This is a genomic window from Burkholderia sp. D-99 (assembly GCF_011605345.1).
In the GTDB taxonomy this organism is placed as follows: domain Bacteria; phylum Pseudomonadota; class Gammaproteobacteria; order Burkholderiales; family Burkholderiaceae; genus Burkholderia.
Genome location: NZ_JAAOXM010000020.1, coordinates 47,327 through 72,578, shown reverse-complemented (window position 1 = coordinate 72,578; position 25,252 = coordinate 47,327). Strand labels below are relative to the sequence as shown.

Here is a 25,252-nt window from a genome sequence, read left to right as displayed (position 1 = left end):
CAAACTTTTATTATCCGATCCGGGTTCGTATAGTCGAGGCCAGTTTCGCGGAACCCTGCCGCGCCTGGACCACCACCGATCACACGACCCGCATGAAAACTCTCTACAAGCTCGCTCCGCTCGCGATGCTCGGCGCCTTCGCGACGCATGCCTGTGCGCAAAGCAGCATCACACTGTACGGTCTCATCTCGGCCGGTGTCGGGTTCGCGACCAACCAGGGCGGCAAGAACGCCTGGCAGGCACTGTCCGGCACGAACCAGAACCCGCGCTGGGGGCTGAAGGGCAAGGAGGATCTCGGGCAGGGGTTGTCCGCGATCTTCCAGCTGGAGAACGGCTTCAACGTGATGACGGGCACGGCCGCGCAGAACGGTCGCGAATTCGGACGGATGGCCTACGTCGGCCTTGCCGACCGCACCTACGGCTCGCTCACGTTCGGCCGCCAGTACGACGCGATCCACGACTACATCGGGCCGGTGATCATCGCGAGCAACGGCGTGAACATCGGCGACAACGACAACGGCTACAACGACATCCGCGTGCAGAACTCGGTGAAGTACGTGAGCCCGGTCTACTACGGCCTGAAATTCACCGCGCTGTACGGCTTCAGCAACGCGACGGGCTTCGCGAACAACAGCGCTTACAGCTTCGGGCTCGGCTACGAGCAGGGCCCGCTGCGCTGGAGCGCGGTCTACGCGCAGTACAACCATCCTTACAGCGCGACGAACCAGGACGGTGCGATCGCGAACGACTATGCATCGCCGCTGCTGATCTTCAGCAAGAGCGCGATGTCGCCCGCGGCTTACGCAAGCCGGCAGCGGATCGCGGGCACGGGCGGCTTCTACACGATCGGCCGCGCACAGTTTGCCGCGATGTTTACGGACGTGCGCTACGATTACCTCGACAATTCGCACCTGCACCTGCAGAACCTCGGCGTGAACGTCGTCTACACGATGACGCCGCAGCTCTTTCTCGGCGCCGCGTATGCGTTCACGAACGGCAAGTACGACGTGATCGACAAGCGGCCGAAATGGCACCAGGTGAACCTGCAGGCCGATTACTACCTGTCGAAACGCACCGACGTCGCGCTGACGGTGATCGCGCAGCAGGCGGCCGGCGACGCGGACCATGCGCAGATCTTCGCGTATGCGCGCTCGACCGGCACGCGCCAGATGATGGCGACGCTCGGCGTCCGGCACGTTTTCTGAGCGCCCGACCATGACCCATCCGATCGCATCCCGCCGCACCTTCCTGAAACTGTCCGCCGCGCTGGCCGGTACCGCGCTGCTGCCCGAAACGGGCGCGTTCGCCGCCGGCGGCGATGCCGCGCGCCGCACGGTGATCATCGATACCGATCCGGGGCAGGACGACGCCATCGCGATCCTGTTCGCACTGGGCGCGCAGGACTGCCTCGACGTGCGTGCGCTGACCGCCGTCGCGGGCAACGTGCCGCTCGACCTGACCGAACGCAATGCGCGGATCATCCGCGACTGGGCCGGCCGCACGAAGACGCTGCCGGTCTACGCGGGCTGCCCGCGGCCGCTCGTGCGCGACCTCGTGACGGCCGCGAACGTGCACGGCAAGACGGGGCTCGAAGGCGTCGAGCTGCACGCGCCGCGCGCGCCGCTGGCCGCCGGCCACGCGGTGTCGTATCTCGTCGATACGCTGAGCCGCGCGGCGCCGAACAGCGTGACGCTGTGCGCGCTCGGGCCGCTGACGAACCTCGCGACCGCGCTGGTCGAAGCGCCGCAGATTCGCGGTGCGCTGCGCGAGATCGTGCTGATGGGCGGCGCGTTCTTCGAGCGCGGCAACATCACGCCGGCCGCCGAGTTCAACATCTACGTCGATCCGCAGGCGGCCGAAGTCGTGTTCGGCAGCGGCGTGCCGATCGTCGTGCTGCCGCGCGACGTCGCGGTGAAGGCGCCGATCACGCCGGCACGCGTCGCGCCGTTCCGCGCGCTCGGCAACCGCTGCGGCGCGATCGTCGCGGACATCATGGATGCCGAGCTTGCGTACAACAAGAAGCGGCGCGGCGTCGAAGACGCGCCGATGTACGACCCGACCGCGGTCGGCTACCTCGTCGATCCGACGCTGTTCGGCGGGCGCAAGGTGAACGTGATGGTCGAGACGACCGGGCAGTGGACGCTCGGCGAAACCGTTGTCGACTGGAACGGGCGCAGCGGCCGCGCGGCGAACGCGACGTGGATCAACGAGGTCGACGCGGACCGCTTCTACGCGACGCTCGTCGAGCGTATCGCGAAGCTGCCCTGAGCCTTGGCGGTCACGCGGCGAACGGCGAACGGCGAACGGCGAACGGCGAACGGCGAACGGTCAACGCAATCAGATGTGCTTCGCAATCCACTCGCGGCATGCGCGCACGTGCGGGCCGCGATCGTCGCCGGCGAGCGAGATCAGCGAGATCGCGCGTGTGACGCGCGGCTTGTCGACGCGCAGCGCGACGAGTTCGGGATCGTGCAGATGCATCGTGTAGAGGCTCGGCAGCACGGCGGTCGCGAGGCCGTTGCGCGCGAGCGCGTAGAGCGGCTCGGTGTATTCCATCCGGTACGTGACGTTCAGGCGCAGCTTCTCGGCGCCGCCGGTGCGATGCAGCGATTCGCTGACGCTGCCGCGCACGAACACCGCGAGCTCGCGATCGACGAGCTTCGCCCACGTGACGCTCTTCGCGCGGGCGAGCGGATCGTCGTGCCGCACGACGATCACGATCTCGTCCTCGAACAGCTGCCGGTAGCGCAGCGTGCCGTCGTCGCTGTCGGGCTCGCGCACGCCGATGCCGAGATCCGCGACGCTGTCGCGCACGGCTTCGACGAGCGCGCTGTTCGGCAGGTCGGTGAGCGTGAAGCGCAGCGTCGGGTGGGCGTCGCGCAGTGCGTTGAGCGCGGGCAGCAGGCGGCCCGCGACCGACGGGATGAACGCGATGCGCACGGTCTGGATGCGTTCGCCGATGAGCCGCGTCATGTCGTCGAAGGTGCCGCGCGCCTGGTTGAGCAGGCGTTCGGCGAGCGGCAGCACGGCCTCGCCCGCGGTGGTGAGCGTGAGCCGGTGCGCGGAGCGCGCGAACAGGCGCCCGCCGAGCAGGAACTCGATCTGTCGGATCGACGCGGTGAGCGCGGGCTGCGTGAGCGACAGCGCCTGCGCGGCCTGCGTGAAGCTGCGTGCGTGCGCGAGCACGACGAAGTGCTGGACCTGCCGCAGCGTGAGCGCGGGCAGCAGCGACGAGCGGTCGGACGACATCGGGCAATAACGGTCGGGATGCGGTACGCGGCAGTATAAGACCGCGCTGCGTGAATCGACACAGGACAATATTCGGAATCACAGGAGAACCACCATGTCAGCGACTGACACGATCCCGGCGCGAGCGCCGGCCAACTGGCTCGAACGCCGCTTCGCGCTCGCCGCGCGCGGCACGAGCGTGCGCACCGAGACGATCGCGGGCGTCACGTCGTTTCTCGCGGCCGCGTACCTGCTCGTCGTGATCCCGTCGCTGCTCGCGACGGGCGGCATGGAGCGCGGCGCGGCGACGACCGCGACGATCATCGTGTTCGTGCTGTTCACGACGCTGATGGGGCTCTACGCGAACCTGCCGTTCCTCGTCGGCCCCGGCATCGGCGGCTCGGTGATCATCGGCGTGACGCTCGCGACGACGGAGCATGTGGGCTGGCAGACGGGCCTCGGCATCGCCTGCGTGTCGGGCATCCTGTTCTTCCTGCTGACGATCCTCGGCGCGCGCGGCGTCGTGATGAAGCTGATACCGGTGCAGATCAAGCTCGGGCTCGGCGCGTCGATCGGCCTGTTCGTCACGATGCTCGGGCTGCGCAATGCGGGGATGGTCGTCGCGAACGCGAAGACCAACGCGTTCGCGCTCGGCGATTTCTCGCGGCCGGGTGCGCTCGTCGCGCTGATCGGCCTCGCGATCGCGATCGTGTTGCAGGCACGCAAGGTACCCGGCGCGATCCTGATCGCGATCCTCGTCGCGGCAGCGGCCGGCGTGCCGCTCGGCGTCACGCATTTGCCCGCGTCGTTCGTGTCGCTGCCGCACAGCATCGCGCCGATCGCGTTCAAGCTCGACATCGGCAGCGCGCTGAGCCTCGCGGCCGCGCCGTACCTGTTCGCGTTCTTCGCGGCGGAATTCTTCTCGACGCTCGGCACCGCGCTCGCGGTCGGCGCGAAGGCGAACCTGCTCGACGAACAGGGCAACCTGCCGAACATCAACCGGCCGTTCCTCGTCGATTCGCTCGCGGCGACGATCGGGCCCGTGTTCGGCATTCCCGCGCTGACCGCGCTGATCGAATCGGCGGCAGGCGTCGAGGCCGGCGGCCGCAGCGGGCTGTCGTCGCTGGCGGCCGCCGTGCTGTTCGCCGCGATGCTGCTGTTCGTGCCGGTCGCGCTCGCGATCCCGAAAGAGGCGACCGCGCCCGCGCTGATCCTGATCGGGCTGTCGATGTTCGCGACGATCCGTCATACGCATTTCGACGACTTCACCGATGCGCTGCCCGTGATGTCGATGGTGCTGCTCACGCTGATGTCGAACAGCTTCGGCACCGGCATCGCGGGCGGGCTGCTGTGCTACGTGCTCGTCAAGCTGCTGGCCGGCCGCTGGCGCGACGTGTCGTGGGGGCTCGTCGTGCTCGCGCTGCCGCTCGGCTATTACTTCTGGACCGTCGTGAAGCCGCATTGAGAGACGGCATTCGCGATGCAATGGCACTACCGCAAAAGAGACTGAAATGAAGGGAACACCAGGCAACGTCCCGGCCGCGCGCACGGGCATCGACATCACGCCGGCCCATCGGGCCTTCTTCCACGCGCTGCCGAAGGTCGAGCTGCATTGCCACCTGCTCGGCGCGGTGCGGCACGACACGTTCGTCGCGCTCGCCGAGCGCAGCGGCGCGCCGATCGAGCGCGCGGAGATCGACGCGTTCTATGCGCGCGGCGAGAAGCCGGTCGGCGTGCTGCACGTGCTGCGCGCGCTCGACAAGTATCTGCTCACGCAGCCCGACGACCTGCGGCGCATCGCCTACGAGTATCTGGAGGATGCGGCCGCGCACAACGTTCGGCATGCGGAATTTTTCTGGAATCCGACGGGCACGGTGCGTGTGTCGGGCATCGCGTATGCGGACGCGCAGGCCGCGATCGTGACGGCGATCCGCGACGCCGCCCGCGACTTCGGGATCGGCGCGCGCCTGATCCCGAGCATCGACCGCGAGCAGGATCCCGACGAGGCGGTGGCGATCGTCGAATGGATGAAGGCGCATCGCGCGGATGAAGTGGCGGGGCTCGGGATCGACTATCGCGAGAACGACCGGCCGCCGGAACTGTTCTGGAAGGCTTACCGCAACGCGCGCGCGGCCGGTTTTCGCACGACCGCGCATGCGGGCGAGTTCGGGATGCCGTGGCGCAACGTCGAGACGGCCGTCGATCTGCTGCAGGTCGATCGTGTCGATCACGGTTATACGATCGTCGATAACCCCGAGCTGTGCGCACGCTACGCGGAACGCGGGATCGTCTTCACCGTCGTGCCGACGAACTCGTATTACCTGCGTACGTTGCCGCCGGAGCAGTGGGCGGAACTGCACCCGATGCGCAAGATGCCGGGCCTCGGGTTGAAGATCCATCCGAACACCGACGATCCGACGCTGCACAAGGTGAACCCGTCTGAGGCATGGGAGCTGATGTTCAGCCATTTCGGCTTTACCGTCGCCGAGCTGAAGCAGTTCATGCTGAACGGGATCGACGGCGCGTGGGCGGATGATGCGACGAAGGCCGCGTGGCGCGCGGCATGGGCGCCGGAGTTCGATGCGCTGGCCGCCACGCTCGCGGCGGGCTGAGCGCGACCGTGTTGGCTGCCGGCCGGTGCGTCAACCGGCCGGCGGTTCGTTCAGGTTCAGGTGGAAACGCAGGTCGCCCGCGAAATCGAACAGCGTGTAGTCGCGAAATGAAAAACGCCACACGCCGTCGACGCGCTCGAATGCGTCGTGATAGCGGCCTGCCGCGACCGGTTGAAGCGGGAATCCCGAGACGGCCTGCAGCACCGTGTAGTACGAGCGCACCGTCGCGCGATGCGCGGTTTCGTCGATCTCGATGACCGGATTCGTGATCACGTGCTTCGTGCGCGGTGTGCCGCACGAGTAGCGTTTCACGCTCGCGCTGAACAGCGCGAGCAATTCATCCGCGCCGATCGTCGGCGCCCCTTCCTTCGTCTTGATGCGAGCGTGCCGGAACAGCTCGGCGACGCCCGGCAGGTCGCCGCCATCGAGCAATTCCGCGTAGCGGTACAGCAGGTTCGCGATTTCGACAGCGCTTGCGGTCATGCGGCCTCCGGCATCGATGGACGATGACGGCGATGGTGCGCGGTGCGTGGCCGGGCCGCTTCGTCCAGGTGGACTAAGGTGGCGCATCGTTCAGGCACGATGCCGCGCACGCGTTGCGTCATCGCTGCGCGCCGCGTTGCGCGACATGCCGCCTTGCGGGCTGGCATACATCGGTCGCGTTCGCTATATTGGCGTCCGGCGGCGCCCGGTCGTGTCGCTGCCGCCGTGCGCGTCCGCGCCGGCATTCCGACAACAATTCGAATCCTGAGAGGCCCGCCGTGCGCATTCCTGTTTTCTGTCTGATGATGTTCGTCTCGTTGTCCGCGCGAGCCGGCAGTGCCTGCGACGGGCTGCTCGGCGATTACGCGCCGGCCGCCGGCAAACCCGCGACGCTGCGCGTCGAGAAAGTGGGCGGCGAGATCGTGCTGCGCGGGCGCGACGCCGGCCGGTGGAGTGTCGAAACGGCACCGACGCACGAGGCCGAGCTGGAAACCGACGGCCCTGACAAGGCGCCGCCGGGCGCCTGTGTGCTCGACGTGCCGGGTGGGGAGCTGATCAAGATGCCGATCGGCGCGCCGTATCAGGTCACGTCGATCACGGGCAGCAACTTCACGACGAAACATTCGACCACGGGCGTCCTGCTGCGCATGGAGCAGGGCTTCCAGGTCGACGGTATCGAGCTGTATCCGGTCGCACGAAGCGGCGATTCGCCGCCGGCCGCGGTGAAGGCGGTGCGGGGCCGCGAGGTCGCCAGCGCGGGGCCGTGCCCCGGCTACCATGCGCCCGACATGAGCCAGGCCGACTTCGATGGACTGTCGGGCCGCGTGCACACTTACTTCGCCGGTCTCGACCCGGTGCAGCAGCGCGCGTTCGTGTGCGGGCAGACGCTCGACGAAATCGTCGGCGACGGGGTGTCGTCGAACGACGCGAAGACGGTCGATGCGATGTGGCGCTGGCTCGACGTGATGCTGCGTGCACACCAGGTGCCACGCGACGAGCATGGCAGCGACGATCGCTGGCGCGTGGCCGGCCAGTTGCTGCGCCACAACCGTTCGGACGACGGTGCCAAGGCGTCGCCGGACCGCGCACGCCGGCAGGCGCTCGTGCTGGACCTGCTGGTGCCGAACCTGCCGCCGCCCGACACGTTGCGCGACGGCCGCGAGGAGCAGGCGAGCGACCTCGTCACCGAGCTCGTGAAGCTGCCGGAAGCGGACGCGCTTGCCGCGCTCGGCAAGCTGCACGCGAGCGGCGCACTGGGCTGGCAGATCCACGACAACAATCCGTACCATCTCGCCGACGCCGCGTTGTCCGACGCGTTGAATCCGCCCGTGTCGGCGGCGGTGTTCGCGCTGCTCGTGAAGGATACGAACCCGGTGGTGCTGCAGAGCGACACGCTGCTTCGCGGCGAGGTGATCGAGCATCATGTCGAGGGCGTGCGACGGCTGTTGGGTGTCGGCGTGAAGCCGACCGCGAAGGTGTTGGCCGATGCGGGCGACGATCCGGAGATCCTGCGGCTGCTGAAGGCGGCTGCGGCGCGCTGATGGCGCCCGACCCGGCGTACCGCGACGCACGACGACACAACGACGAGGGCGACCCTTCCGATGGGCAATCGAGCATGGCTCTATCTCCAGTCCGGTGACGGCGACGACGCGCGAACGATCGAGTTCGCGGAATCCAACAATCACTTTCCGCTGCTGTGGCGCGTGCTGCTCGCCGACGGTGGCGCGGGCGACGCGATTACGGATCAGCGCGTGTTCGGCGACGCCGGCACGCCGAATCTCGCCAGCGACGCACGCGCGGCGCATGCGCGAATCAGCCGGCTCGCGTCGTTCGTCGTCGCGCATCCGCTGCCCGGCGACGATCCGGCGCTCGCACGGCAGTTCGACGCGCTCGTGCGTCACCTCGGCGAGTCGATCGACGTGCTCGGTGATGTGCACGATGCGCCGCGTTTTTCCGCGAACCTCGACGAGCTGTCGTGGCTCGACGGCGGCGATCCGGCCGACTTCATCGAGCGGGAGCGTGCCAACTGCACGCGCCTGTGGTGGCAGGTCGCGAACTGCATGGACTTCCGCGACGTGCGCGGCGTGCGCGCTGCGCTGGAGATCGGCACGCCCGCCGCCTGGCCCGATTGGGCGTGGGGCTTCGGGTTCGGCGGTGTGTCGCATCACTATTTCGACCAGCAGGAGCCGCCGCGCGGCGTGACGTTCGCCGAGATGTTCGACGCCGGCGAAGTGCATGGAAACTGGCTCGACTACAACACGTTCAGCTTTCGCGGACGCAACGGCCTGTGGGGCGTGCGGCGTGAAACCGACGATGCGTGGGACGTGATCGTGCCGCCCGAGTGGACGAACCTGTGGCGCAGCGGCGCACACGACGACCGGCTGCTATGGGTGGCGCGCGACGGCAAGGTCGGCCTGCTGCTCGCCGATGAAGCCGGCGCGCGCGTCGTGCGTGAGCCGGCGTTCGACGCCGTGTGGGACTTCAGCGAGGACATCGCATGCGTGCGCGTCGGCGAGCGGTTCGGGCTCGTGCGCACGGACGGCACGTGGGTGCTCGAACCGTCGCTCGACGATTTCGGCGAATTCTCCGACGGGCTCGCGTCCGCGAGCGTGGACGACCGCTGGGGCTTCGTCGACACGAACGGCGCATGGGTGATTCCGCCGCGTTTCGACGACGTGCAGGAATTCGTGAACGGCACCGCCGTCGCGGTGTGCGAAGGCGAGCGCTGGGGGCTGGTCGGTCGCGATGGGCAATGGCTGGCGCGGCCCGAATGGGCGTCGCTCGAATGGTCGTTCGAGCACGGCGCGTTTCTCGCGCAGCGTGACGATCACGTCGGCCTCGTCGACCTGAAGGGCCGCGTGGTCGTCGAGCCGCGTTACGCGGAAATCGCCCGGCTGATCGATGGCGAACGGACCGAGACAGTGGCCGAACTCGGCGCGATTCGCCATATCGTGCGGCGCGACGACGGGCGCTGCGCGATCGTCGACGCGCTCGGCCGCGTGCTGACGCCGTTCGATTTCGTGAACATGGGCGCGCTGTCGTGGTTGCCCGACGATGGCACCGTGCCGCACACGCTGCTCAGGCGTCATGCGATCGGCATCCTGCCGGACGAGCCGATACGGGTCGCGATCTGCGATCTGGATGCGGGCACAACGATCGCGTTGGGACGCTGTGACGAGGTGTCCGGGCTGTACTGGGGCACTGGTCACGGCTGGCTGGCCGGGGTGGAGGACGAAGCGGGCGACGACGTGCGGGTGGCCGTGTTTCGCGCGGACGGCACCGAGCTGCACCCCGCGCGTTACACGCGCATCGGCGACGATGCGCTGTTCGACGGCAACGCGGTGCGTACGACGCTGATGCCGTGGTTCGTGCGTCGCGTCGCGATCGCGCGGAACTGGAGCAGCGGCGAACCGGTTGCGGCGTTACGCGACGACGACGTGCCCGTCTGGCTGTACGCGGACGGTCACGTGTCGACGTCGCGTCGATGACACGTGCGGCCGGCGTGATCCGCCGGCCGCACGTTCAGCGGAAAATTCTCAGCCAGTCGAACAGGCCGGGATGCGGACGCCGCCTCGGCGTCGGCGCCGGTGCGCTGCGCGGCCGGAAGTCGGGCGAGAACTGCTCATGCGGATCGATTGCGCGCGCACGCAGTGCGGCGTCGTAGAACGACCCGACGATCGGCAAGGCGCTGTGCGCGCCCGCCCCCCAGTAGTCGCTGCGCAGCGTCACGCTGCCGTCGTCGAAGCCGACCCATGCGCCGGCCACCAGTTGCGGATGCATCAGGATGAACCAGCCGTCCGTGTTGTCCTGCGTCGTGCCGGTCTTGCCCGCGACGTCGGCGCGGATCCCGTAGCGTGACCGGATGTCCGCGCCGGTCCCGTAATCGACGACACCGCGCATCACGTCGACCAGCGTCTGCGCCGCGACCACCGGCAACGCGCGCTCGGGCGGCGCGCTGTTGAATGCGGCGAGCACCTTGCCGTCGCGATCCTCGATGCGCGTGATCATCTGCGGCGCGACGTACACGCCACGGTTCGCGATCGTCCCGTATGCGGACACCATTTCCTTCAGCGTGACGGGGCTCGTGCCGAGCGCGAGCGACGGTACCGCGTCGAGCGGGCTCTCGCGCACGCCCATTGCGCGCGCAAGCTGCGCGACCCTGGCCGCGCCTTCGCGCTGCATCACCTGCGCGGTGATGCGGTTGCGCGACAGCGCGAGCGCGTCGCGCAGCGTCATCGGCGCGTCGGTCGGCGGCTCGGCATCGGTCGGACGCCACACTGCGTGTGCGCCGATCGGGATCGCGACGGGGCGATCGACGAACGTATCGCCCGGGCGCATGCCGTCGGCAAAGGCGGCGCCATAGACGAACGGCTTGAACGTGGAGCCGGGCTGACGCCGCGCCTGCACGACGTGATCGAACGGCTCGCTGCCGAAATCGGGGCTGCCGACCCACGCGCGGATCGCGCCGTTGCGCGGATCGATCGCGACGAAGCCGGCCTGCACCTGCGTCTTGCGCTCGCACAGCGCGCGCATGAACGTCCGGTTGGCGCCGAGCTGCTTCAGCGCGGCGACATCGGTGAGCCCCGTGTCGCGAGCCTGCCGATAGTCGGGCGTCTGGCGGATGAAGCCGCGGAACAGGTCGTTGCGCAGCCCGCAGCCGGACGGGCCGCGCCACGCACTGTCGGCGACCACCTGCAGGCGGTCGGTTTGCTGCGTCAGCGCTTGCGTCGCCATGTCCTGCAGTTGCGCATCGAGCGTCGTGCGCACGACGAGGCCGTCCGAATAGAGGTCGTAGTTGTTGCGGTCGGCCCAGGCGATCAGCCACTTGCGCAACTGCACCGCGAAGTGCGGCGCCGGGCCCGGTTGCGCGGTCTGCGGCTCGAAGTCGACGCGTAGCGGCCGGCGCTGCAATTGCGCGAGCTGCCGCGGCGACAGCATGCCCATCGCCGCCATCCGGCCGAGCACGATGTTGCGTCGCTGGACCGCGCGCTCCGGATTCAGCACCGGGTTGTAGTAGCTGTTGCCCTTCAGCATCCCGACGAGCGTCGCGCTTTCGACGATGTCGAGCTGGTCGGCCGATTTGCCGAAGTAGGTACGCGCGGCCATCTCGACGCCGTACGCGTTGTAGAGGAACGGCACGGTGTTCAGGTAAGTCTCGAGAATCTCGTCCTTGCTGTACACCGACTCGATCTTGAACGCGGTGATCAGTTCCTTCACCTTGCGTGTGAGCGTCAGCGAACGGCCGACTTCGTCCGGATACAGGTTGCGCGCGAGCTGCTGCGTGATCGTCGAGCCGCCCTGGCGGCTGCCCGAGAACGTATGCAGCCCGGCCGCGAGCGTGCGGCGCCAGTCGATGCCGTGATGCGAGTAGAAGCGGTGGTCCTCGGTCGCGATCAGCGCGTCGACCATGTGCGGCGAGATCTGCTTGAGCGGCACCCATTCGCGGTTGACGGGCCGGAACTCGGCGATGACCTGACCGTCGGCCGACAGCACGCGCGCGGGGCGGTCGATGCGCGCCTTGCGGATGTCGCCGATGCTCGGCGTGAACGGCACGAACGCGAGCAGCACCAGCAGGCCCAGCACCGGGATCGCGGCGAGCGTCAGCGCGACGCCGCGGCGCGTCGGATGACGCAGGCGGTGCAGCGCGCCGGCGCACAGCGCGCGGAGGCGCGCGCCGCGGGCGGCGGCGAACGGGGCGACGCGGGCGCGGCAACGGAGCCACGCGTCTCGAAGAATCGGCACGAAGCGGTTCAAGGCGGCAGGAGCGCGGATGGAAGAGGCGCGATCCTAGCAAACGACACACGTGCGACGCGGGCCAAAACGGCCGTTTGCTTGCAGGATTTACAGACGATTACGTTTGTTGCCTGCCGACAACCTTTTGCGGCGCGCGCGGCCGCGATTCCGCAGACGAAACCACGTCCGCGAGCCGCTGCGCGGCGGCCTCCATCAGTGCGCTGCTCCGCTGACCGGTCTCAAAAGCGCATGGGTAGCCGCTGGCGTCGGTACGCTGCCGGTGCTGGCCGTCTACGTCTACTTCACATTTTCCTGGTGGACAGGTGTATTCGTCGGCTTACGGTTCCGGTGTAAACGAGAACGGGCTGGTTTGGATGAACGCACGCGCGCCGGCAGCCCTCGCGATACTCGGGAGGCCGGACGCAAAGCGGTGGTCGGAGCCGATGTGCAAGGGTCCCGACAGATCCGGACAGGCCATCACGACGATTCAGGTTTTGAGTCGAGACAAATTGATGCAGGCAACGATGATCAGGATGCCGCCGGCGATCGATCCCGTGTCCATCGATTCATGCCAGAAGATCCAGCCCCATGACGCATTGAACACGATGCCGATGTAGCGTGTTACAGCGACGACGGATGCTTTTTCGTGCGTAAATGCTTTTGTGAGAAACAATTGCCCGAACAGCGAAACGCCTCCGAGTGCCAGCAAGAGGCCGTATTGGCGCGGCGTATCCGGCCAGACAAAATCTTTCCACATCAGCGGAATCGAAACGAGCGCCGCAATGGCAAGAAAGTAGAAAACAATCTCGTACGCGTGATGCCTGGTGCTGAGCTGGCGAATGGCGACGTGTGCGCCCCCCGCAAACACCGCGCTCAACAGTCCGAGCCCTGCATAGATCGAGTAGCTCGAGTATTGGTAGGGTTTGATGATCAGAAAGGCGCCGGCAAGGATGACCGGGAGCAGCAACCACACTGGCCTGGGAATATGCTCCTTCAGAAAGACGGCCGAGAGCAGGATGATGAAAACCGGGGAAAGGTGCGCGAGGATGCTCGCATCGGCGAGCGGAATATGCGCGATTGCATAGAAGTAACAGACGAGATAGAACGCGCCGAGCAACCCGCGCACGATCAGCATCGACAGGTCGCTGCGGGAAAATGACACGTTGCCGCGTCGCATCAACAGGTACACGAGTACCGCACCAATCGTGCCGCGAAAGAAACCGATTTCGGCCGGTGGCAGTGTCGCGCTGATTTCCTTTACCAGCGCATTCATGATGCTGAAGGTGAAGGAGGCCAGGACCGCTAGCAGGACTCCGCTTTTCCAAAGGTCGTTGACCATTGACGGTAGATCGTTGCCGCCTGTGCCTGTGTGGTCTCTTGAAGGATGGTCGGATGACAATTGCCCACTCCTTTTTCGCTGATGAAGCGCTGTATGGCGGTTTCGTAGTTGGATAGCAGGTCGTGCGCGTGCGGCATCTGCAGGTTCGAGTTGCCGAAGCATTTCCGTTTCGTCGATACATACGCTCATGGGGCCAGTCCTCGGGGAATCTGCATTGCCTGTCGATTCGAAAAGCGCTCTCGGTCATGTCGACCTTGTTGGCCGATCTATATCGATAGTGGATACCTGACGCGTAGATAATGCGTGATCAGATACTTCGTTCCCAATGCGGTTTTGACTTGCAGGTAGTCGCCATTGATATGGGTGATGTCGATGAATCCACGCCAACTCGAAGCTTTCCGGGCTGTCATGACGACCGGCACGACGACCCGCGCATCGGATCTGATGCACACGTCGCAATCGGCGATCAGCCGACTCGTCAGCCAATTGGAAGCGACGTTGCGCCTCAAGTTGTTTGACAGGGATGGCGCCCGGCTGCGCCCGACGCCGGAGGCCAAGGCGCTCTTGATCGAAGTCGATCGCATGTTCGCCGGGATGGATGTGATCCGGGAGCGGGCAACGAGTCTGCGGGAAGGGCGGAGCGGAATCCTGACGATTGCGAGTCTGCCCGCGCTGGGATACGGGCCGTTGCCTGCCTTGATCACGCAATTGCGATGCGACATGCCGGATCTGCTTGTCCGCTATGAAATTTACTCGTCCCAGGAAGTACGCGAGCGTGTTTCGAGCGGGCAATGCGACGTAGGATTTGCCGCCGAATTGATCGATACGCATGGGTTGGTTGCCCGATCGATCGCAAGGCGGCGAGCAGTCCTTGCAGTGCCAGCGGATCATGTCCTTGCACAACAATCCAGGGTGTCGCTGTTCGATCTGGTGGACTACCCGTTCATTGCGCTTTCGTCGAGGGATACGTCACGCCGTCAACTCGATGCATTGCTGGCGAATCGGGGCGAGAAACTCAATGTCGTCATCGAGGTCGCCTACGCGCTGACCGTTGCATCCATGGTGTGTCATGGTGCAGGCATAGGGGTGGTCGATCCGCTTTCCGTCGAGATGTTCGACTGGCACGGAGTGAAGTTCGTCGAGGTCGACGAACCCATATGGTTCAACACCCTTGCAATTCACAACATGTCGACACCGCTTTCGGCACCTGCCAGCAAACTTCTGGCCTTGGCCGATGCGGCCTGGAATGGCGGCGGACATGAGCGCTGATCAAGGTTCCGCTGACGACACCACCGCCGCGAGCCGCTGCGCGGCCGCTTCCATCTGCGCGCGGCCGAACCCGCCGAAGCCCAGCACGAGCCCCGGGCGGGCCGTGCCCGGCGCGAACATCGGCGACACCGCGCGCACCGCGACGCCGGCTTGCGCGGCGCGCTCGACCACGTCGAGATCGTCGATCCCTTCCGCGAGCCACAGCACGACGTGCATGCCCTGATCGCCCGGCTGTACCCACGCGCGTTCGCGCGGCAGCCGCGCACCGAGCGTGTCGATCAGCAGCGCGCGCTGCTCCGCATACACGCCGCGCACGCGGCGGATGTGGCGGTCGAGATGGCCTTCCGCGATGAACGCGGCCAGCACGTGCTGGTCGGCGGTCGGCACGTGGCGATCCATCAGTACGCGCGCGCCGCAGAACGCGGGCACGAGATCGTCGGGTGCGATCACGTAGCCGAGCCGCAGCGACGGAAACAGGATCTTGCTGAACGTGCCGAGGTAGATCACACGATCGGGGGCAAGACCCTGCAGCGACGGGAACGGATAGCCTTCATAGCGCAGCTCGCTGTCGTAATCGTCCTCGACCACCCACGCGTGGCGAGCACGCGCCCAAGCGAGCAGCGCATTGCGCCGCGCCATGCTGAGCGGCATGCCGAGCGGATACTGGTGCGACGGCGTGACGAATGCGGCGCGCGCATCGGGCGCGAGGCGGATACCGGCGTCGACGTCGAGACCGTCGGCGTCGACCGGCACGCGCACCATTGCATCGTGTCGCCCGGTGCTCTCGAGCAGCGCGGTGATGCCGCGATAGGCCGGGTTCTCGACCCAGGCCCGGTCGCCCGTGCCGAGCAGCAGTTGGCTCGCGAGATGCAGCCCCTGCTGCGTGCCGCTCGTGATCACGACCTGGCCGGCATCGCAGCGCACCGAGCGCGAGCGACGCACGTAGTCGGCGATCGCTTCGCGCAGCGGCAGCGCACCTTGCGGATCGGCATAGCCGGACGGTGCGCCGGCGCCGCGCGCGCGCAGGCGGTTGCCGAGCCGGCGCCAGATGTCGTCGGGCGCGGTAAGGCCGATCGGCACCGAGATCGCGAACGGCATCGCCGGCAGCGGACGGAATTCGCGGGCGATTCGCGCGAAGGCGGCGGCCGGCTCGGGCAGGCCCGCGTGTGCCGGGCGCTGGCGTGGCGCCGGCGGGGCGGGTTCGTTGCCGGGCGGCGGTTCGGCGAGCGCGTTTGCGACCCGCGTGCCCGCGCCGCCGCGCGATTCGAGAAAGCCTTCGGCGATGAGCTGCGCATACGCATCGACGACGGTGCCGCGTGCAACCTGCAGCGATGTTGCGAGCAGCCGCGTGGACGGCAGCGTGTCGCCCGGCAGCACGTCGCCGCGGCGCACGGCTTCGCGCAGCGCCTGCGCGAGCTGGCGGCTCAGGTCGCCGGCCGCGCGGTCGAGCGCGCCGAGCGACGGGATTTCGACGATCCGGGCCGTTCTTGCCATGATTCTGGTCTGCTGAAATTGTTCCAAACCGGCTCTACAGCATAAACCAGTTTGGGATCACAATCGCCGCATGACGGGCTCGCGCCTGCGCCATTTCCAACCCGTACGACCGTGGAGCCGACATGTACGTCCCCGCCGATTTCAACGAACCCGATCCCGACGCGCTGCGTGAGCTGATCGTGCAGCATCCGTTCGGCAGCCTGATCACGCACGGCAGGAACGGGCTCGACGCAAACCACATTCCGTTCGAACTGCTGCCCGCCGACGGCGGGCTCGGCGAACTGCACGCGCACGTCTCGCGCGCGAATCCGGTCTGGCAGGAGGTCGCGAACGGCGACGAGGTGCTCGCGATCTTCCGCGCGGGCGACGCGTACATCTCGCCGACCTGGTATCCGAGCAAGCATGCGGCGCACCGGCAGGTGCCGACCTGGAACTACGTGGTCGTACATGCGCACGGCCGCATCACGGTGCGCGACGACGAGAAGTTCGTGCGCGGTGTGGTCGCGCGGTTGACGCGCACGCACGAGGCGTCGCAGCCGGTGCCGTGGAAGATGGGCGACGCGCCGAAGGACTACATCGACATGATGCTGGAGTCGATCGTCGGGCTGCAGATCGAGATCACGCGGTTCGTCGGCAAGCGCAAGCTCGGGCAGAACAAGGCCGAGGCCGATATCCGCGGCGCCGGCGAAGCGTTGGTCGCGGACGGCAACCTCGCGATCGGCGAAGCGATGCTCGCGGCGGCTGACGCGAAACGCGAGTGACGCGCAAGCGACGTGCATGACGTGCATGACGCGCGGGGCGAGCGCGGGTGGGTGCCACCCCCGCTCGCCGCCCGTTATTGCGCACGCGTCGCGCCCTTCATGCCTTCTCCCGCCTGCGCGAGCGCCCCGCGAATCGCGGCCTCGGTCTTGTCGTACCCGCCCTCGCCATAGCGCGTATAAACGACCTTCCCGTTCGCGTCGATCAGGTACAGCGCGGGCCAGTACTGGTTGCCGTACGCACGCCACGTGTCGTAGCGGTTGTCCTGCGCGACCGGGTACCGGATGCCGAAGCGCCGGATCGCATCGGCGACATTGCCCGCGTCGCGCTCGAACGGATACTCGGGCGTATGCACGCCGACCACCACGAGCCCCTGGTCGCGATACTTGCGGTCCCACTCCTTCACGTACGGAATCGTATGAATGCAGTTGATGCACGAATACGTCCAGAAATCGACGAGCACGACCTTGCCGCGCAACTGGCCGAGTGTCAGCGGCGCGCTGTTGTGCCAGCGGTCGATGCCCGTGAAATCGGGTGCCGCCGTTCCGGCCTGCGAGGCCGGCATGCTCGCGTCGTCGCGGGCGTCGGCGAACGCGGCGAGCCCGGCCGTGGCAGCGAGGGCGATGACGAGGGCGGCGGTCTTGAGTCGGGGCAGCATGGCGTTCTCCTGAGCGGGAGGCCGTCGCTCGGAGGCGGCGGCCGGACGGGTTTCGACAGGCCCCATTAGGCGGCGCCGACGTATCTGCGATGTGTCCGGCAAGCCGCGCGTGTGCAATGTTGTGTGTCGTCACGGCGGCGCGATACATTGGGATACAAACGCGTGCCCGCCGTGCGGTATAAAAGGGGACATCGCCTGCCTCGACACACCGACATCTCGATACCGAAACGACCCATGGACAAGATCGACCACGTGCTGATCGTCGACGACGATCGCGCGATCCGCGAACTGATCGCGGATTACCTGGAGAAGAACGGCATGCGCGTGTCGCTGGCCGCGAACGGCCGCGAGATGCGCAACGTGCTGGACGACGGCGCGCCCGACCTGATCGTGCTCGACCTGATGATGCCGGGCGAGGACGGCCTCACGCTGTGCCGCGACCTGCGGGCGGGCAAGTTCCGCACGGTGCCCGTGCTGATGCTGACCGCACGCGGCGAGGAAACCGACCGCATCATCGGCCTCGAGATGGGCGCCGACGACTACCTGGCCAAGCCGTTCGCGGTGCGCGAGTTGCTCGCACGGATCCGCTCGGTGCTGCGCCGCGCGCGCATGCTGCCGCCCGGCATGCAGGTGACGGAAACGGCCGCGATGCTCGCGTTCGGCGAATGGCGTCTCGACACGACCGGGCGCCACCTGCTCGATACCGAAGGCACGCTGGTCGCGCTGAGCGGCGCCGAATACCGGCTGCTGCGCGTGTTCCTCGACAACCCGCAGCGCGTGCTGACGCGCGACCAGTTGCTCAACCTCACGCAGGGGCGGCAGTCCGACCCGTTCGACCGGTCGATCGACCTGCTCGTGAGCCGGCTGCGCCAGCGCCTGCGCGACGGCGCGCGCGAACCGCGCTACATCAAGACGCTGCGCAACGAGGGTTATGTGTTCTCGTCGGCCGTGACCGCCGTCGACGGTACGCCATGAGCGCGCGCACGTCGTGGCACTGGCCGCGCTCGCTGTTCGCGCGGCTCGCACTGATCCTGTGCGTGGGCCTCGCGCTCGCGCAGACGCTGTCGTTCTGGCTCACCGTCACCGAGCGCGACCAGGCGACCACCAACCTGATGATGGGCTACATCGAGCGCGAGGTCGCGAGCTCGGTCGCGCTGCTCGACCACCTGCCGCCGGCTGAGCGGGCCGCGTGGCTGCCGCGCCTCGCGCGGCGCAGCTATGCGTTCATCCTCGGGCCCGGCGAGACCGGCACGCCGCCGGAAGCGCGGCTGTCGGCGCGCGTCGAGCGGTCGATTTCCGACGGCATCGGCGGCGACTACCCGCTGACCGCGAACGCGATCCCCGGCGACCGCGAACATCTGCAGGTGCATCTGCGCCTGACCGACGGGTCGCCGCTGACGATCGACATCCATCCGATGTCGACGGTGCCGCTGTCGGGCTGGCTGCCGGTCGTGCTCGTGCTGCAGCTCGCGGTGCTGGCCGCGTGCTGCTGGCTCGCGGTGCGGCTCGCGACGCGACCGCTCAAGCAGCTCGCGCAGGCCGCCGATGCGCTCGGCCCCGACCTGAAGGGCGAGCGGCTGAACGAGGGCGGGCCGTCGGAAGTCGCGCGCGCCGCCCGGGCGTTCAACGCGATGCAGGATCGCATCGCGCAGTACATGGCCGAGCGCATGCAGATCCTCGCGTCGATCTCGCACGACCTGCAGACGCCGATCACGCGGATGCGCTTGCGCGTTGACGTGATGGACGACGATACGCAGGGTGCGAAGCTGCGCCAGGACCTGATCGAGATGGAGCATCTGGTGAAGGAGGGCGTCGCGTACGCGCGTACGCTGCACGGCACCGAGGAGGCCGCGCGCCGCATCGATCTCGATGCGCTGCTCGACAGCATCGTGTGCGACTACACGGATGCGGGGCAGGACGTCGCGCTGCACGCCCGCGCGCCGCTCGCGCTCGTCACGCGGCCGAAGGCGCTGCGCCGCATCGTCGGCAACCTCGTCGACAACGCGCTGAAGTTCGCGGGCGCGGCCGAGATCGACGTGCACGTCGCGCCGGACGGCGGCGCGGTGATCGCCGTGCTCGACCGCGGGCCTGGCATTCCGGACGATCAGCTCGACGCGGTGTTCGAGCCGTTCCGGCGCGTGGAGACGTCGCGCAACCGGGAGACGGGCGGCACGGGGCTCGGCCTCGCGATAGCGCGGCAACTCGCGCTCGCAATGGGCGGCACGCTCACGCTGAACAACCGGACGGACGGTGGCGGGCTGGAGGCGCGGCTCACGCTGCGCAATGCGGGGTGACGGGGAGCGGTGCGCGAGCCGCGTAGTGTCAGGTTCGTGCCGGAGCCGGAGCCGGAGCCGAAGCCGGAGCCGGAGCCGGAGCCGGAGTCGAAGCCGAAGCCGAAGCCGAAGCCGAAGCCGAAGCCGAAGCCGAAGCCGAAGCCGAAGCCGAAGCCGAAGCCGAAGCCGAAGCCGAAGCCGAAGCCGGAGCCGGAGCCGGAGCCGGAGCCGGAGCCGGAGCCGGAGCCGGAGTCGAAGTCGAAGTCGGAGCCGAAGTCGAAGCCTAAGCCTAAGCCTAAGCCGACGTCGAAACCGAAGCTGACGTTGACGCGCGCGAGATCACACGCGCTGCAGATGCGCATCGACGAGCGGCGCGAGCGCCGGCGCATGCACGGCCGCGAGATCGTGCCGGCCGCCCGCCACGACATGCAGCTGAGCGTCGGGCAACCGTTCGAGCAGGCGCCGGCCGGCCGCGACGGGGCTGATCGGATCGTCGTCGCCCCACAGCAGCAGCGTCGGCTGCGCGATGCGGCCGATATCCCGCGACAGGTCGGCACGGAACGTCAGGAACCAGTCGGGAAGCTGCGGGTTGGCTTGCGCGAAACCGGTGCGCCAGTCCTGCGCGCCGAGCCCTTCCATGTCGAGTCCGCCGGACGTGACCGTCAGCACGAGGTGCGTGATCAGGCCGGGCTTGTCGAGCGCCGCGCGCATCGCGATCACGCCGCCCATCGATTGCGCGATCACGGCGGTCGGCCGGTCGATCGTTTCCAGGACATGACGCACGAGGCTGTCGAAATCGTCGACGGCCGGATCGCGCGGCGTGTCGCCGAAACCCGGATAGCCGATGATCCGGCGCTCGGCCGGATGTGTCAGGCGCCCGGCGAGCGGTTGCCAGAAGGCGGTGCTGCCCGATGCGCCGGGCAGGAACAGCAGTTGCGACGGAACGGGCATGGCGCTCGGTTTCCTTTCGAAAGAAGCGAAGCGGGGTGATCGGGCAGCGCGGGCATCAGCACCGGCCGGTGTGCAGTGCGACGGTCCAGTCGTCGCGTCCGCGCGTTGCCGCGGTGGCCGCGGCCGTGTGCCAGTCGTATTCGACCGCATGGAATTCGACGTTCCAGCCGGACGCCGTGCGCGACACCATCGCGTAGCGCGCATGCGGCGAACCCGTCTCGATGCGGTGCGGATGCGGCAGGTCGTCCGCGTATGCCTGCAGCCCGACGCTGCCCGGGTTGACGATCAGCCGGCCGTCGTCGAGCTTCGCCGTACGCGGGATGTGCGTGTGGCCGCACAGGATCAGCGACGCCGGTTCGTCGCCCGCGCGCTGCGCGATTTCGTCGGGCGTGGCCGCGCGGCAGCCGTCGGGCGTGACCGTTTCGAGGAAATAGACGAGGTCGCTGTCTGGCGTGCCGTGCACCATCAGCACGTCGTCGCCGAGCGTCATGCGTTCCGGCAGTGCGGTGATCCAGTCGAGATGATCGGCGCGCAGCGTGTCGTGCGCCCAGCGATCCGACAGCCGCATCGATTCGCGATCGCCGGTGAGTAGTTGCCGTTCGTGATTGCCCTTGATGGTCGGCAGGTCGAGCGCGATCAGGCGGTCGGCCGTTTCGGGCGGATGGAGCGCGCCCGACAGGATGTCGCCGAGATTGACGATTACGTCGGCACCGAGGCGGCGGATGTCGTCGAGCACCGCGTCGAGCGCGGCGAGGTTGCCGTGGATGTCGGACAGCGCGGCGATTTTCATGGCGGATCGTCGGGGAAGGGAACGGCGATTGTCGCCAATTCGGCGCAGGCCGTCCAATGGCGCGCGCATGCGACGCCGTGAGCCGTGAGCGGTTTGGCGTGAAGCCGCGGGTGGCGCGTCAGTCGGTGGCGAGGCGCGCGTACATCGCGAAATCGCCCGGCGTGCCGCGCACCATCTTGTATGCGCGCAACAGCCCTTCGTAGCGGTAGCCGCACTTCTGCAGCACGCGCGCGGAGCCCGCGTTGCCGGTCAGCACGACGCCCTGCATCCGCATGAAGCCGCCGTCGGCGAATGCCCACTCGGTGACGGCCGTGCACAGCGCGCTCGCGATTCCACGCCCCCAGTGCGACGGCGCGAGATCGTACGCGATCTCCGCCGAGCGGTTCACGGTGGATACGGTATGCAGGCCGATCGTCCCGGCGAGCGCGCCCGATGCGTCGTCGATCACGGCGAGTCGCCGGACCGAATCCGGGTCCGTCGATTCGATGGTGTCGAACAGCGGCAGCAGATCGTCGGGCGAGCGCAGGTTCCAGCTCGTGTGGCGGAACACGTCGGGGTTCGTCAGGTACGCGTACCACGCGTCAAGGTCGGCACGTTCGAGCTGGCGGAGCGACAGGCCAGGAAAGCCGGAGCGGGGCGGCGCAGCGATTTTCATCGGCATCCGCCCCTACGACGCATGACGTCGGTACAGCGCCAGCGATCCGGCGAGCGCAAGCAGCATCGCGCCGCACGTGCGTTCGAGCCACAGCGCGCCCGCGCGCTTCAGCAGCCGTACCGCGCGTGCGCCGAGCAGCGCGTAGCCGAACATCACCGCGCCGTCGAGCAGTGCGAACGTGACCGCGAGCGCGACGTATTGCGGCGCGAGCGGCGCGGACGGATCGAGGAACTGCGGCAGGAAGGCGGAGAAGAACAGATAGCCCTTCGGGTTCGTCACCGCTGTGAGGAAACTCTTCGCGAAGATCGACGCGTTGCGCCCGGATGCCGCGCCACCGTGCGCGGCGGAGACGTCGAGCGAGCCCTTCGACATCAGCAGCCGGATGCCGACGTACGCGAGGTACGCGGCGCCGAGCCACTTCACCACCGAGAACCAGAACGCCGACGCCATCAGCAGCGCGCCGAGGCCGAGCGCGACCGCGACGATCAGCACGAAGTCGGACAGCATCGCGCCCGCGAAGCCGTAGGCCGCGCGGCGCACGCCGTAGCGCGAGCCGTTGGTCAGCGCGAGCAGCACGGTCGGGCCGGGTGTCGCGATGCCGACGAAGGCGACGGCGGCGAAGATCAGCAGGGTCGTTTCATGCATGCAGGCACTCCCGATGGATGGACGGCGCGGGTTCGATTATCGGCTGCGCCCTCACGGGCTGTACAGGGACGGCGGGTTGCGCACACGGCCGCCCGTTCGACTATCTCGATTTTGGCAAGAAACTGTTTTCATTATTCCGCTATCGATTGAAACCGGTTCCATTTAGCATGGAGGCCGCAGCGGGCATGCCCGCCGCGTCGTCGCGCGCGGACGCCGCCGGCCTCGCACCGCCGGCGGATCTCGCCGCCCGCGCGCTACTCGCAACTGACAGCCAGAACAACGGGTTCACCGCCCGGAGACACGACAATCATGAACAAGCAACTGATCGCAGCCCCGCTGCTGCTCTCGTTCGCGGGCATCGCCGCCGCGCAAAGCTCCGTCACGCTGTACGGCATCGTCGATGCGGGCGTGACCTATCGCAGCAACGAACGGGTCGGCTCCGCGGGCGCGTACACCGGCCATTCGAGCGTCGGGCTCACGACCGGCAACCTGTCCGGCAGCCGCTGGGGCATCAAGGGTTCCGAGGATCTCGGCGGCGGGATGCGCGCGCTGTTCGTCCTCGAGAACGGCTTCGACATCACGAACGGCACGTCGGGCCAGGGCGGCCGCCAGTTTGGCCGCCAGGCGTTCGTCGGCGTCGGCAGCGACCGCTACGGCACGGTCACGCTCGGCCGCCAGTACACGTCGCTCGACGACTTCGTGAGCCCGGTCGGCCCGTCGTCGTACATCGGCGGCTTCGGCGCACACCCGGGCGACATCGACGACCTCGACCAGACGGCGCGCGTCGACAGCTCGATCAAGTACACGAGCGCCAACTACTCGGGCTTCACGTTCGGCGCGCTGTACGGCTTCGGCAGCCAGCCGGGCAGCATGAAGCAGCGCAACACGTGGAGCGTCGGCGCGGCGTACGCCGCGGGCCCGCTGCGCGTCGGTGTCGGCTACGAGCGTTCGGACAACAGCAAGACGGGCGCGACCGACCCGACGGCCGGCAAGTGGCAGAGCACCGACGACGGGCTGTTCAACTCGTCGATCAACGAAGGCTATGCGAGCGCACAGTCGCAGCAGATCATCGCGACCGGCGCGACCTACGACTTCGGCCCGGCCGTCGTCGGGGTGAACTACAGCAACGTGCAGTACCGCAGCGGCGGCCAGTCGCTGTTCACGGGCCACGCGACGTTCAACGTCGCGGGCGTGTTCACGCGCTGGAACGTGCGCCCGCAGACGCAACTGTTCGCGGGCTACAGCTACACGCGCGGCAGCGATGTCGATGGCGTGGACGACCGCGCGCAGTATCACAACGTCACGCTCGGCGCCGTCTACGACCTGTCGAAGCGCACCAGCGTGTACCTGCTCGGCGCGTACCAGCATGCGTCGGGCATGACGCTCGACGCGCTCGGCCGGCCGGTGGCCGCGACCGCGTCGGTATCCGACAAGGCGAACGGCCACTCGTCCGATTCGCGCTCGCAGGCCATCGTCAGCCTCGGCCTGCGCCAGAAGTTCTGACGCGCGTCAATCGTTGCGGCCGCAACGTTGCCCGTAGCTGATGCAGGCAACGTTGTACGCATGCTCCTATACTGTCGCCTCCCTTTTTCGAGGAGACGACATGACCCGAACGCATTCCGCGAGTTGCCTGTGCGGAACCGTCACCGTGACGCTGCGTGGCGAGCCGGCGGCGCGCGCGAACTGCCATTGCGCGACCTGCCGCGACTTCTACGGCACGCCGGTGCTGTCCGCGACCGCGTGGCCGCCGGAGCAGGTTGCCGTCGAAGGCGGCCATGCGACGTTCCCGCATCCGGCGAAGTCGATGTCGCGCACGTATTGCGCGTCCTGCGGCGAGATCGTGTTCGGCACCAACCGGCTCGGCATGCGCGTCGTACCGAACAGCCTGGCGGCGCGTGCGCACGGCGGGCAACTGCCCGGCGACCTGCAGCCGACGATGCACCTGTTCTACCGGCACCGCGTGATCGACGTCGTGGACGCGCTGCCGAAATTCCTCGACGGCTGGGACGGCCCGACGCTCGACGACGCGAACTGAACGATCGCGGCCGCGTGCCGGCACGGCTGGCGCGCGGTTCTCTCCGCCGTATCCCGCTTTCTCCTCCCTTCCTCCCGCCGCATGCCGCTGCACTGAATCGCATCGACGCGATCGCGCCGGATAATATTTTTTCTCTTTCATTTCAATTTCGATTTGTAATCATCGAGCCCATTTCCGGGGAATGAAAAAGGCAATGCGGGCATTTCAGAAAAAATGACGCATCCGTATTGAACAATCCGGAAGAAAATGCCGGGGAAAAAGCACCGAAATCGTGCGGCCGGCAAGCCGTTACGGCGCGGTGAGCGGGTTTGACCATCGTTGACGGAAA

22 protein-coding genes are annotated in these 25,252 nt (G+C 67.7%); 12 read left to right on the top strand and 10 right to left on the bottom strand.

Annotated elements, in window-relative coordinates; translation table 11 throughout:
* Positions 1 to 92 precede the first annotated feature (92 nt).
* Positions 93 to 1,205 carry a porin gene (locus tag HAV18_RS38135; protein WP_166965977.1) on the top strand — a complete coding sequence of 371 codons (1,113 nt, stop codon included), beginning with the start codon at positions 93 to 95 and terminating at the stop codon, positions 1,203 to 1,205.
* A gap of 10 nt (positions 1,206 to 1,215) precedes the next feature.
* Complete coding sequence (locus HAV18_RS38130; RefSeq protein ID WP_166965975.1) at positions 1,216 to 2,268, top strand: nucleoside hydrolase; 1,053 nt, start codon at positions 1,216 to 1,218, stop codon at positions 2,266 to 2,268.
* 69 nt (positions 2,269 to 2,337) lie between these two features.
* Here HAV18_RS38130 and HAV18_RS38125 read toward each other — a convergent pair whose 3' ends face one another.
* On the bottom strand, positions 2,338 to 3,249 hold the full coding sequence (locus tag HAV18_RS38125; RefSeq protein WP_166965973.1) for a LysR family transcriptional regulator: 912 nt from the start codon (positions 3,247 to 3,249) through the stop codon (positions 2,338 to 2,340).
* A gap of 94 nt (positions 3,250 to 3,343) precedes the next feature.
* Here HAV18_RS38125 and HAV18_RS38120 point away from each other — a divergent pair, with 94 nt between their 5' ends.
* On the top strand, positions 3,344 to 4,693 hold the full coding sequence (locus HAV18_RS38120; protein ID WP_166965971.1) for an NCS2 family permease: 1,350 nt from the start codon (positions 3,344 to 3,346) through the stop codon (positions 4,691 to 4,693).
* Between the two features lie 46 nt (positions 4,694 to 4,739).
* Complete coding sequence (gene add / locus HAV18_RS38115; protein WP_166965969.1) at positions 4,740 to 5,840, top strand: adenosine deaminase; 1,101 nt, start codon at positions 4,740 to 4,742, stop codon at positions 5,838 to 5,840.
* A 30-nt stretch (positions 5,841 to 5,870) separates the two neighbouring features.
* Here add and HAV18_RS38110 read toward each other — a convergent pair whose 3' ends face one another.
* Positions 5,871 to 6,323 carry a nuclear transport factor 2 family protein gene (locus tag HAV18_RS38110; protein ID WP_166965967.1) on the bottom strand — a complete coding sequence of 151 codons (453 nt, stop codon included), beginning with the start codon at positions 6,321 to 6,323 and terminating at the stop codon, positions 5,871 to 5,873.
* A gap of 278 nt (positions 6,324 to 6,601) precedes the next feature.
* On the opposite strand from HAV18_RS38110, the gene HAV18_RS40120 reads away from it, so the two are divergent.
* Positions 6,602 to 7,864 carry a hypothetical protein gene (locus HAV18_RS40120; RefSeq protein ID WP_243771845.1) on the top strand — a complete coding sequence of 421 codons (1,263 nt, stop codon included), beginning with the start codon at positions 6,602 to 6,604 and terminating at the stop codon, positions 7,862 to 7,864.
* 60 nt (positions 7,865 to 7,924) lie between these two features.
* The gene (locus tag HAV18_RS38100; protein WP_166965965.1) at positions 7,925 to 9,811 is read left to right on the top strand and encodes a WG repeat-containing protein; all 1,887 of its coding nucleotides are present in this window, start codon (positions 7,925 to 7,927) and stop codon (positions 9,809 to 9,811) included.
* Between the two features lie 34 nt (positions 9,812 to 9,845).
* Here HAV18_RS38100 and HAV18_RS38095 read toward each other — a convergent pair whose 3' ends face one another.
* Together HAV18_RS38095 and HAV18_RS38090 are read right to left on the bottom strand one after the other, a co-directional pair.
* Positions 9,846 to 12,077: a penicillin-binding protein 1A gene (locus tag HAV18_RS38095; protein ID WP_166965963.1), complete on the bottom strand. Its 2,232-nt coding sequence runs from the start codon at positions 12,075 to 12,077 to the stop codon at positions 9,846 to 9,848.
* A gap of 466 nt (positions 12,078 to 12,543) precedes the next feature.
* On the bottom strand, positions 12,544 to 13,395 hold the full coding sequence (locus HAV18_RS38090) for a DMT family transporter (protein WP_166965961.1): 852 nt from the start codon (positions 13,393 to 13,395) through the stop codon (positions 12,544 to 12,546).
* A 372-nt stretch (positions 13,396 to 13,767) separates the two neighbouring features.
* Between HAV18_RS38090 and HAV18_RS38085 the strand changes: the two genes are divergently transcribed.
* The gene (locus HAV18_RS38085) at positions 13,768 to 14,664 is read left to right on the top strand and encodes a LysR family transcriptional regulator (protein ID WP_166965959.1); all 897 of its coding nucleotides are present in this window, start codon (positions 13,768 to 13,770) and stop codon (positions 14,662 to 14,664) included.
* Here HAV18_RS38085 and HAV18_RS38080 read toward each other — a convergent pair whose 3' ends face one another.
* Entirely contained in the window at positions 14,665 to 16,158 is a 1,494-nt protein-coding gene (locus tag HAV18_RS38080) for a PLP-dependent aminotransferase family protein (RefSeq protein WP_166965956.1), read from the bottom strand.
* 122 nt (positions 16,159 to 16,280) lie between these two features.
* Here HAV18_RS38080 and HAV18_RS38075 point away from each other — a divergent pair, with 122 nt between their 5' ends.
* Positions 16,281 to 16,919: an FMN-binding negative transcriptional regulator gene (locus HAV18_RS38075; RefSeq protein WP_166965954.1), complete on the top strand. Its 639-nt coding sequence runs from the start codon at positions 16,281 to 16,283 to the stop codon at positions 16,917 to 16,919.
* A gap of 74 nt (positions 16,920 to 16,993) precedes the next feature.
* Here the strand turns inward: HAV18_RS38075 and HAV18_RS38070 are convergent, their stop codons facing one another.
* A complete protein-coding gene (locus tag HAV18_RS38070; protein WP_166965953.1) occupies positions 16,994 to 17,575 on the bottom strand; it encodes a thioredoxin family protein in 582 nt (193 codons plus the stop codon).
* Between the two features lie 234 nt (positions 17,576 to 17,809).
* Between HAV18_RS38070 and HAV18_RS38065 the strand changes: the two genes are divergently transcribed.
* Positions 17,810 to 18,550 (top strand): response regulator, encoded by a 741-nt coding sequence (locus HAV18_RS38065; RefSeq protein WP_166965951.1) that lies wholly within the window; start codon positions 17,810 to 17,812, stop codon positions 18,548 to 18,550.
* Positions 18,547 to 19,869, top strand: a complete 1,323-nt coding sequence (locus HAV18_RS38060) for an ATP-binding protein (protein ID WP_166965949.1) — start codon at positions 18,547 to 18,549, stop codon at positions 19,867 to 19,869. Before HAV18_RS38065 ends, HAV18_RS38060 begins: the two co-directional genes overlap by 4 nt.
* Before the next feature lie 318 nt (positions 19,870 to 20,187).
* Here the strand turns inward: HAV18_RS38060 and HAV18_RS38055 are convergent, their stop codons facing one another.
* From HAV18_RS38055 to HAV18_RS38040, 4 genes are all read right to left on the bottom strand, one after another.
* Positions 20,188 to 20,799, bottom strand: coding sequence for an alpha/beta fold hydrolase (locus HAV18_RS38055; RefSeq protein ID WP_166965948.1), 612 nt, complete (start codon positions 20,797 to 20,799; stop codon positions 20,188 to 20,190).
* Positions 20,800 to 20,854: 55 nt separating this feature from the next.
* Positions 20,855 to 21,589 (bottom strand): metallophosphoesterase, encoded by a 735-nt coding sequence (locus HAV18_RS38050; RefSeq protein WP_166965946.1) that lies wholly within the window; start codon positions 21,587 to 21,589, stop codon positions 20,855 to 20,857.
* Between the two features lie 118 nt (positions 21,590 to 21,707).
* Positions 21,708 to 22,244, bottom strand: a complete 537-nt coding sequence (locus HAV18_RS38045; RefSeq protein ID WP_166965944.1) for a GNAT family N-acetyltransferase — start codon at positions 22,242 to 22,244, stop codon at positions 21,708 to 21,710.
* A gap of 12 nt (positions 22,245 to 22,256) precedes the next feature.
* Positions 22,257 to 22,889 (bottom strand): LysE family translocator, encoded by a 633-nt coding sequence (locus HAV18_RS38040; protein ID WP_166965942.1) that lies wholly within the window; start codon positions 22,887 to 22,889, stop codon positions 22,257 to 22,259.
* A gap of 309 nt (positions 22,890 to 23,198) precedes the next feature.
* Here HAV18_RS38040 and HAV18_RS38035 point away from each other — a divergent pair, with 309 nt between their 5' ends.
* Complete coding sequence (locus HAV18_RS38035; RefSeq protein ID WP_166965940.1) at positions 23,199 to 24,392, top strand: porin; 1,194 nt, start codon at positions 23,199 to 23,201, stop codon at positions 24,390 to 24,392.
* Between the two features lie 100 nt (positions 24,393 to 24,492).
* Complete coding sequence (locus HAV18_RS38030; protein WP_166965938.1) at positions 24,493 to 24,924, top strand: GFA family protein; 432 nt, start codon at positions 24,493 to 24,495, stop codon at positions 24,922 to 24,924.
* Positions 24,925 to 25,252 lie beyond the last annotated feature (328 nt).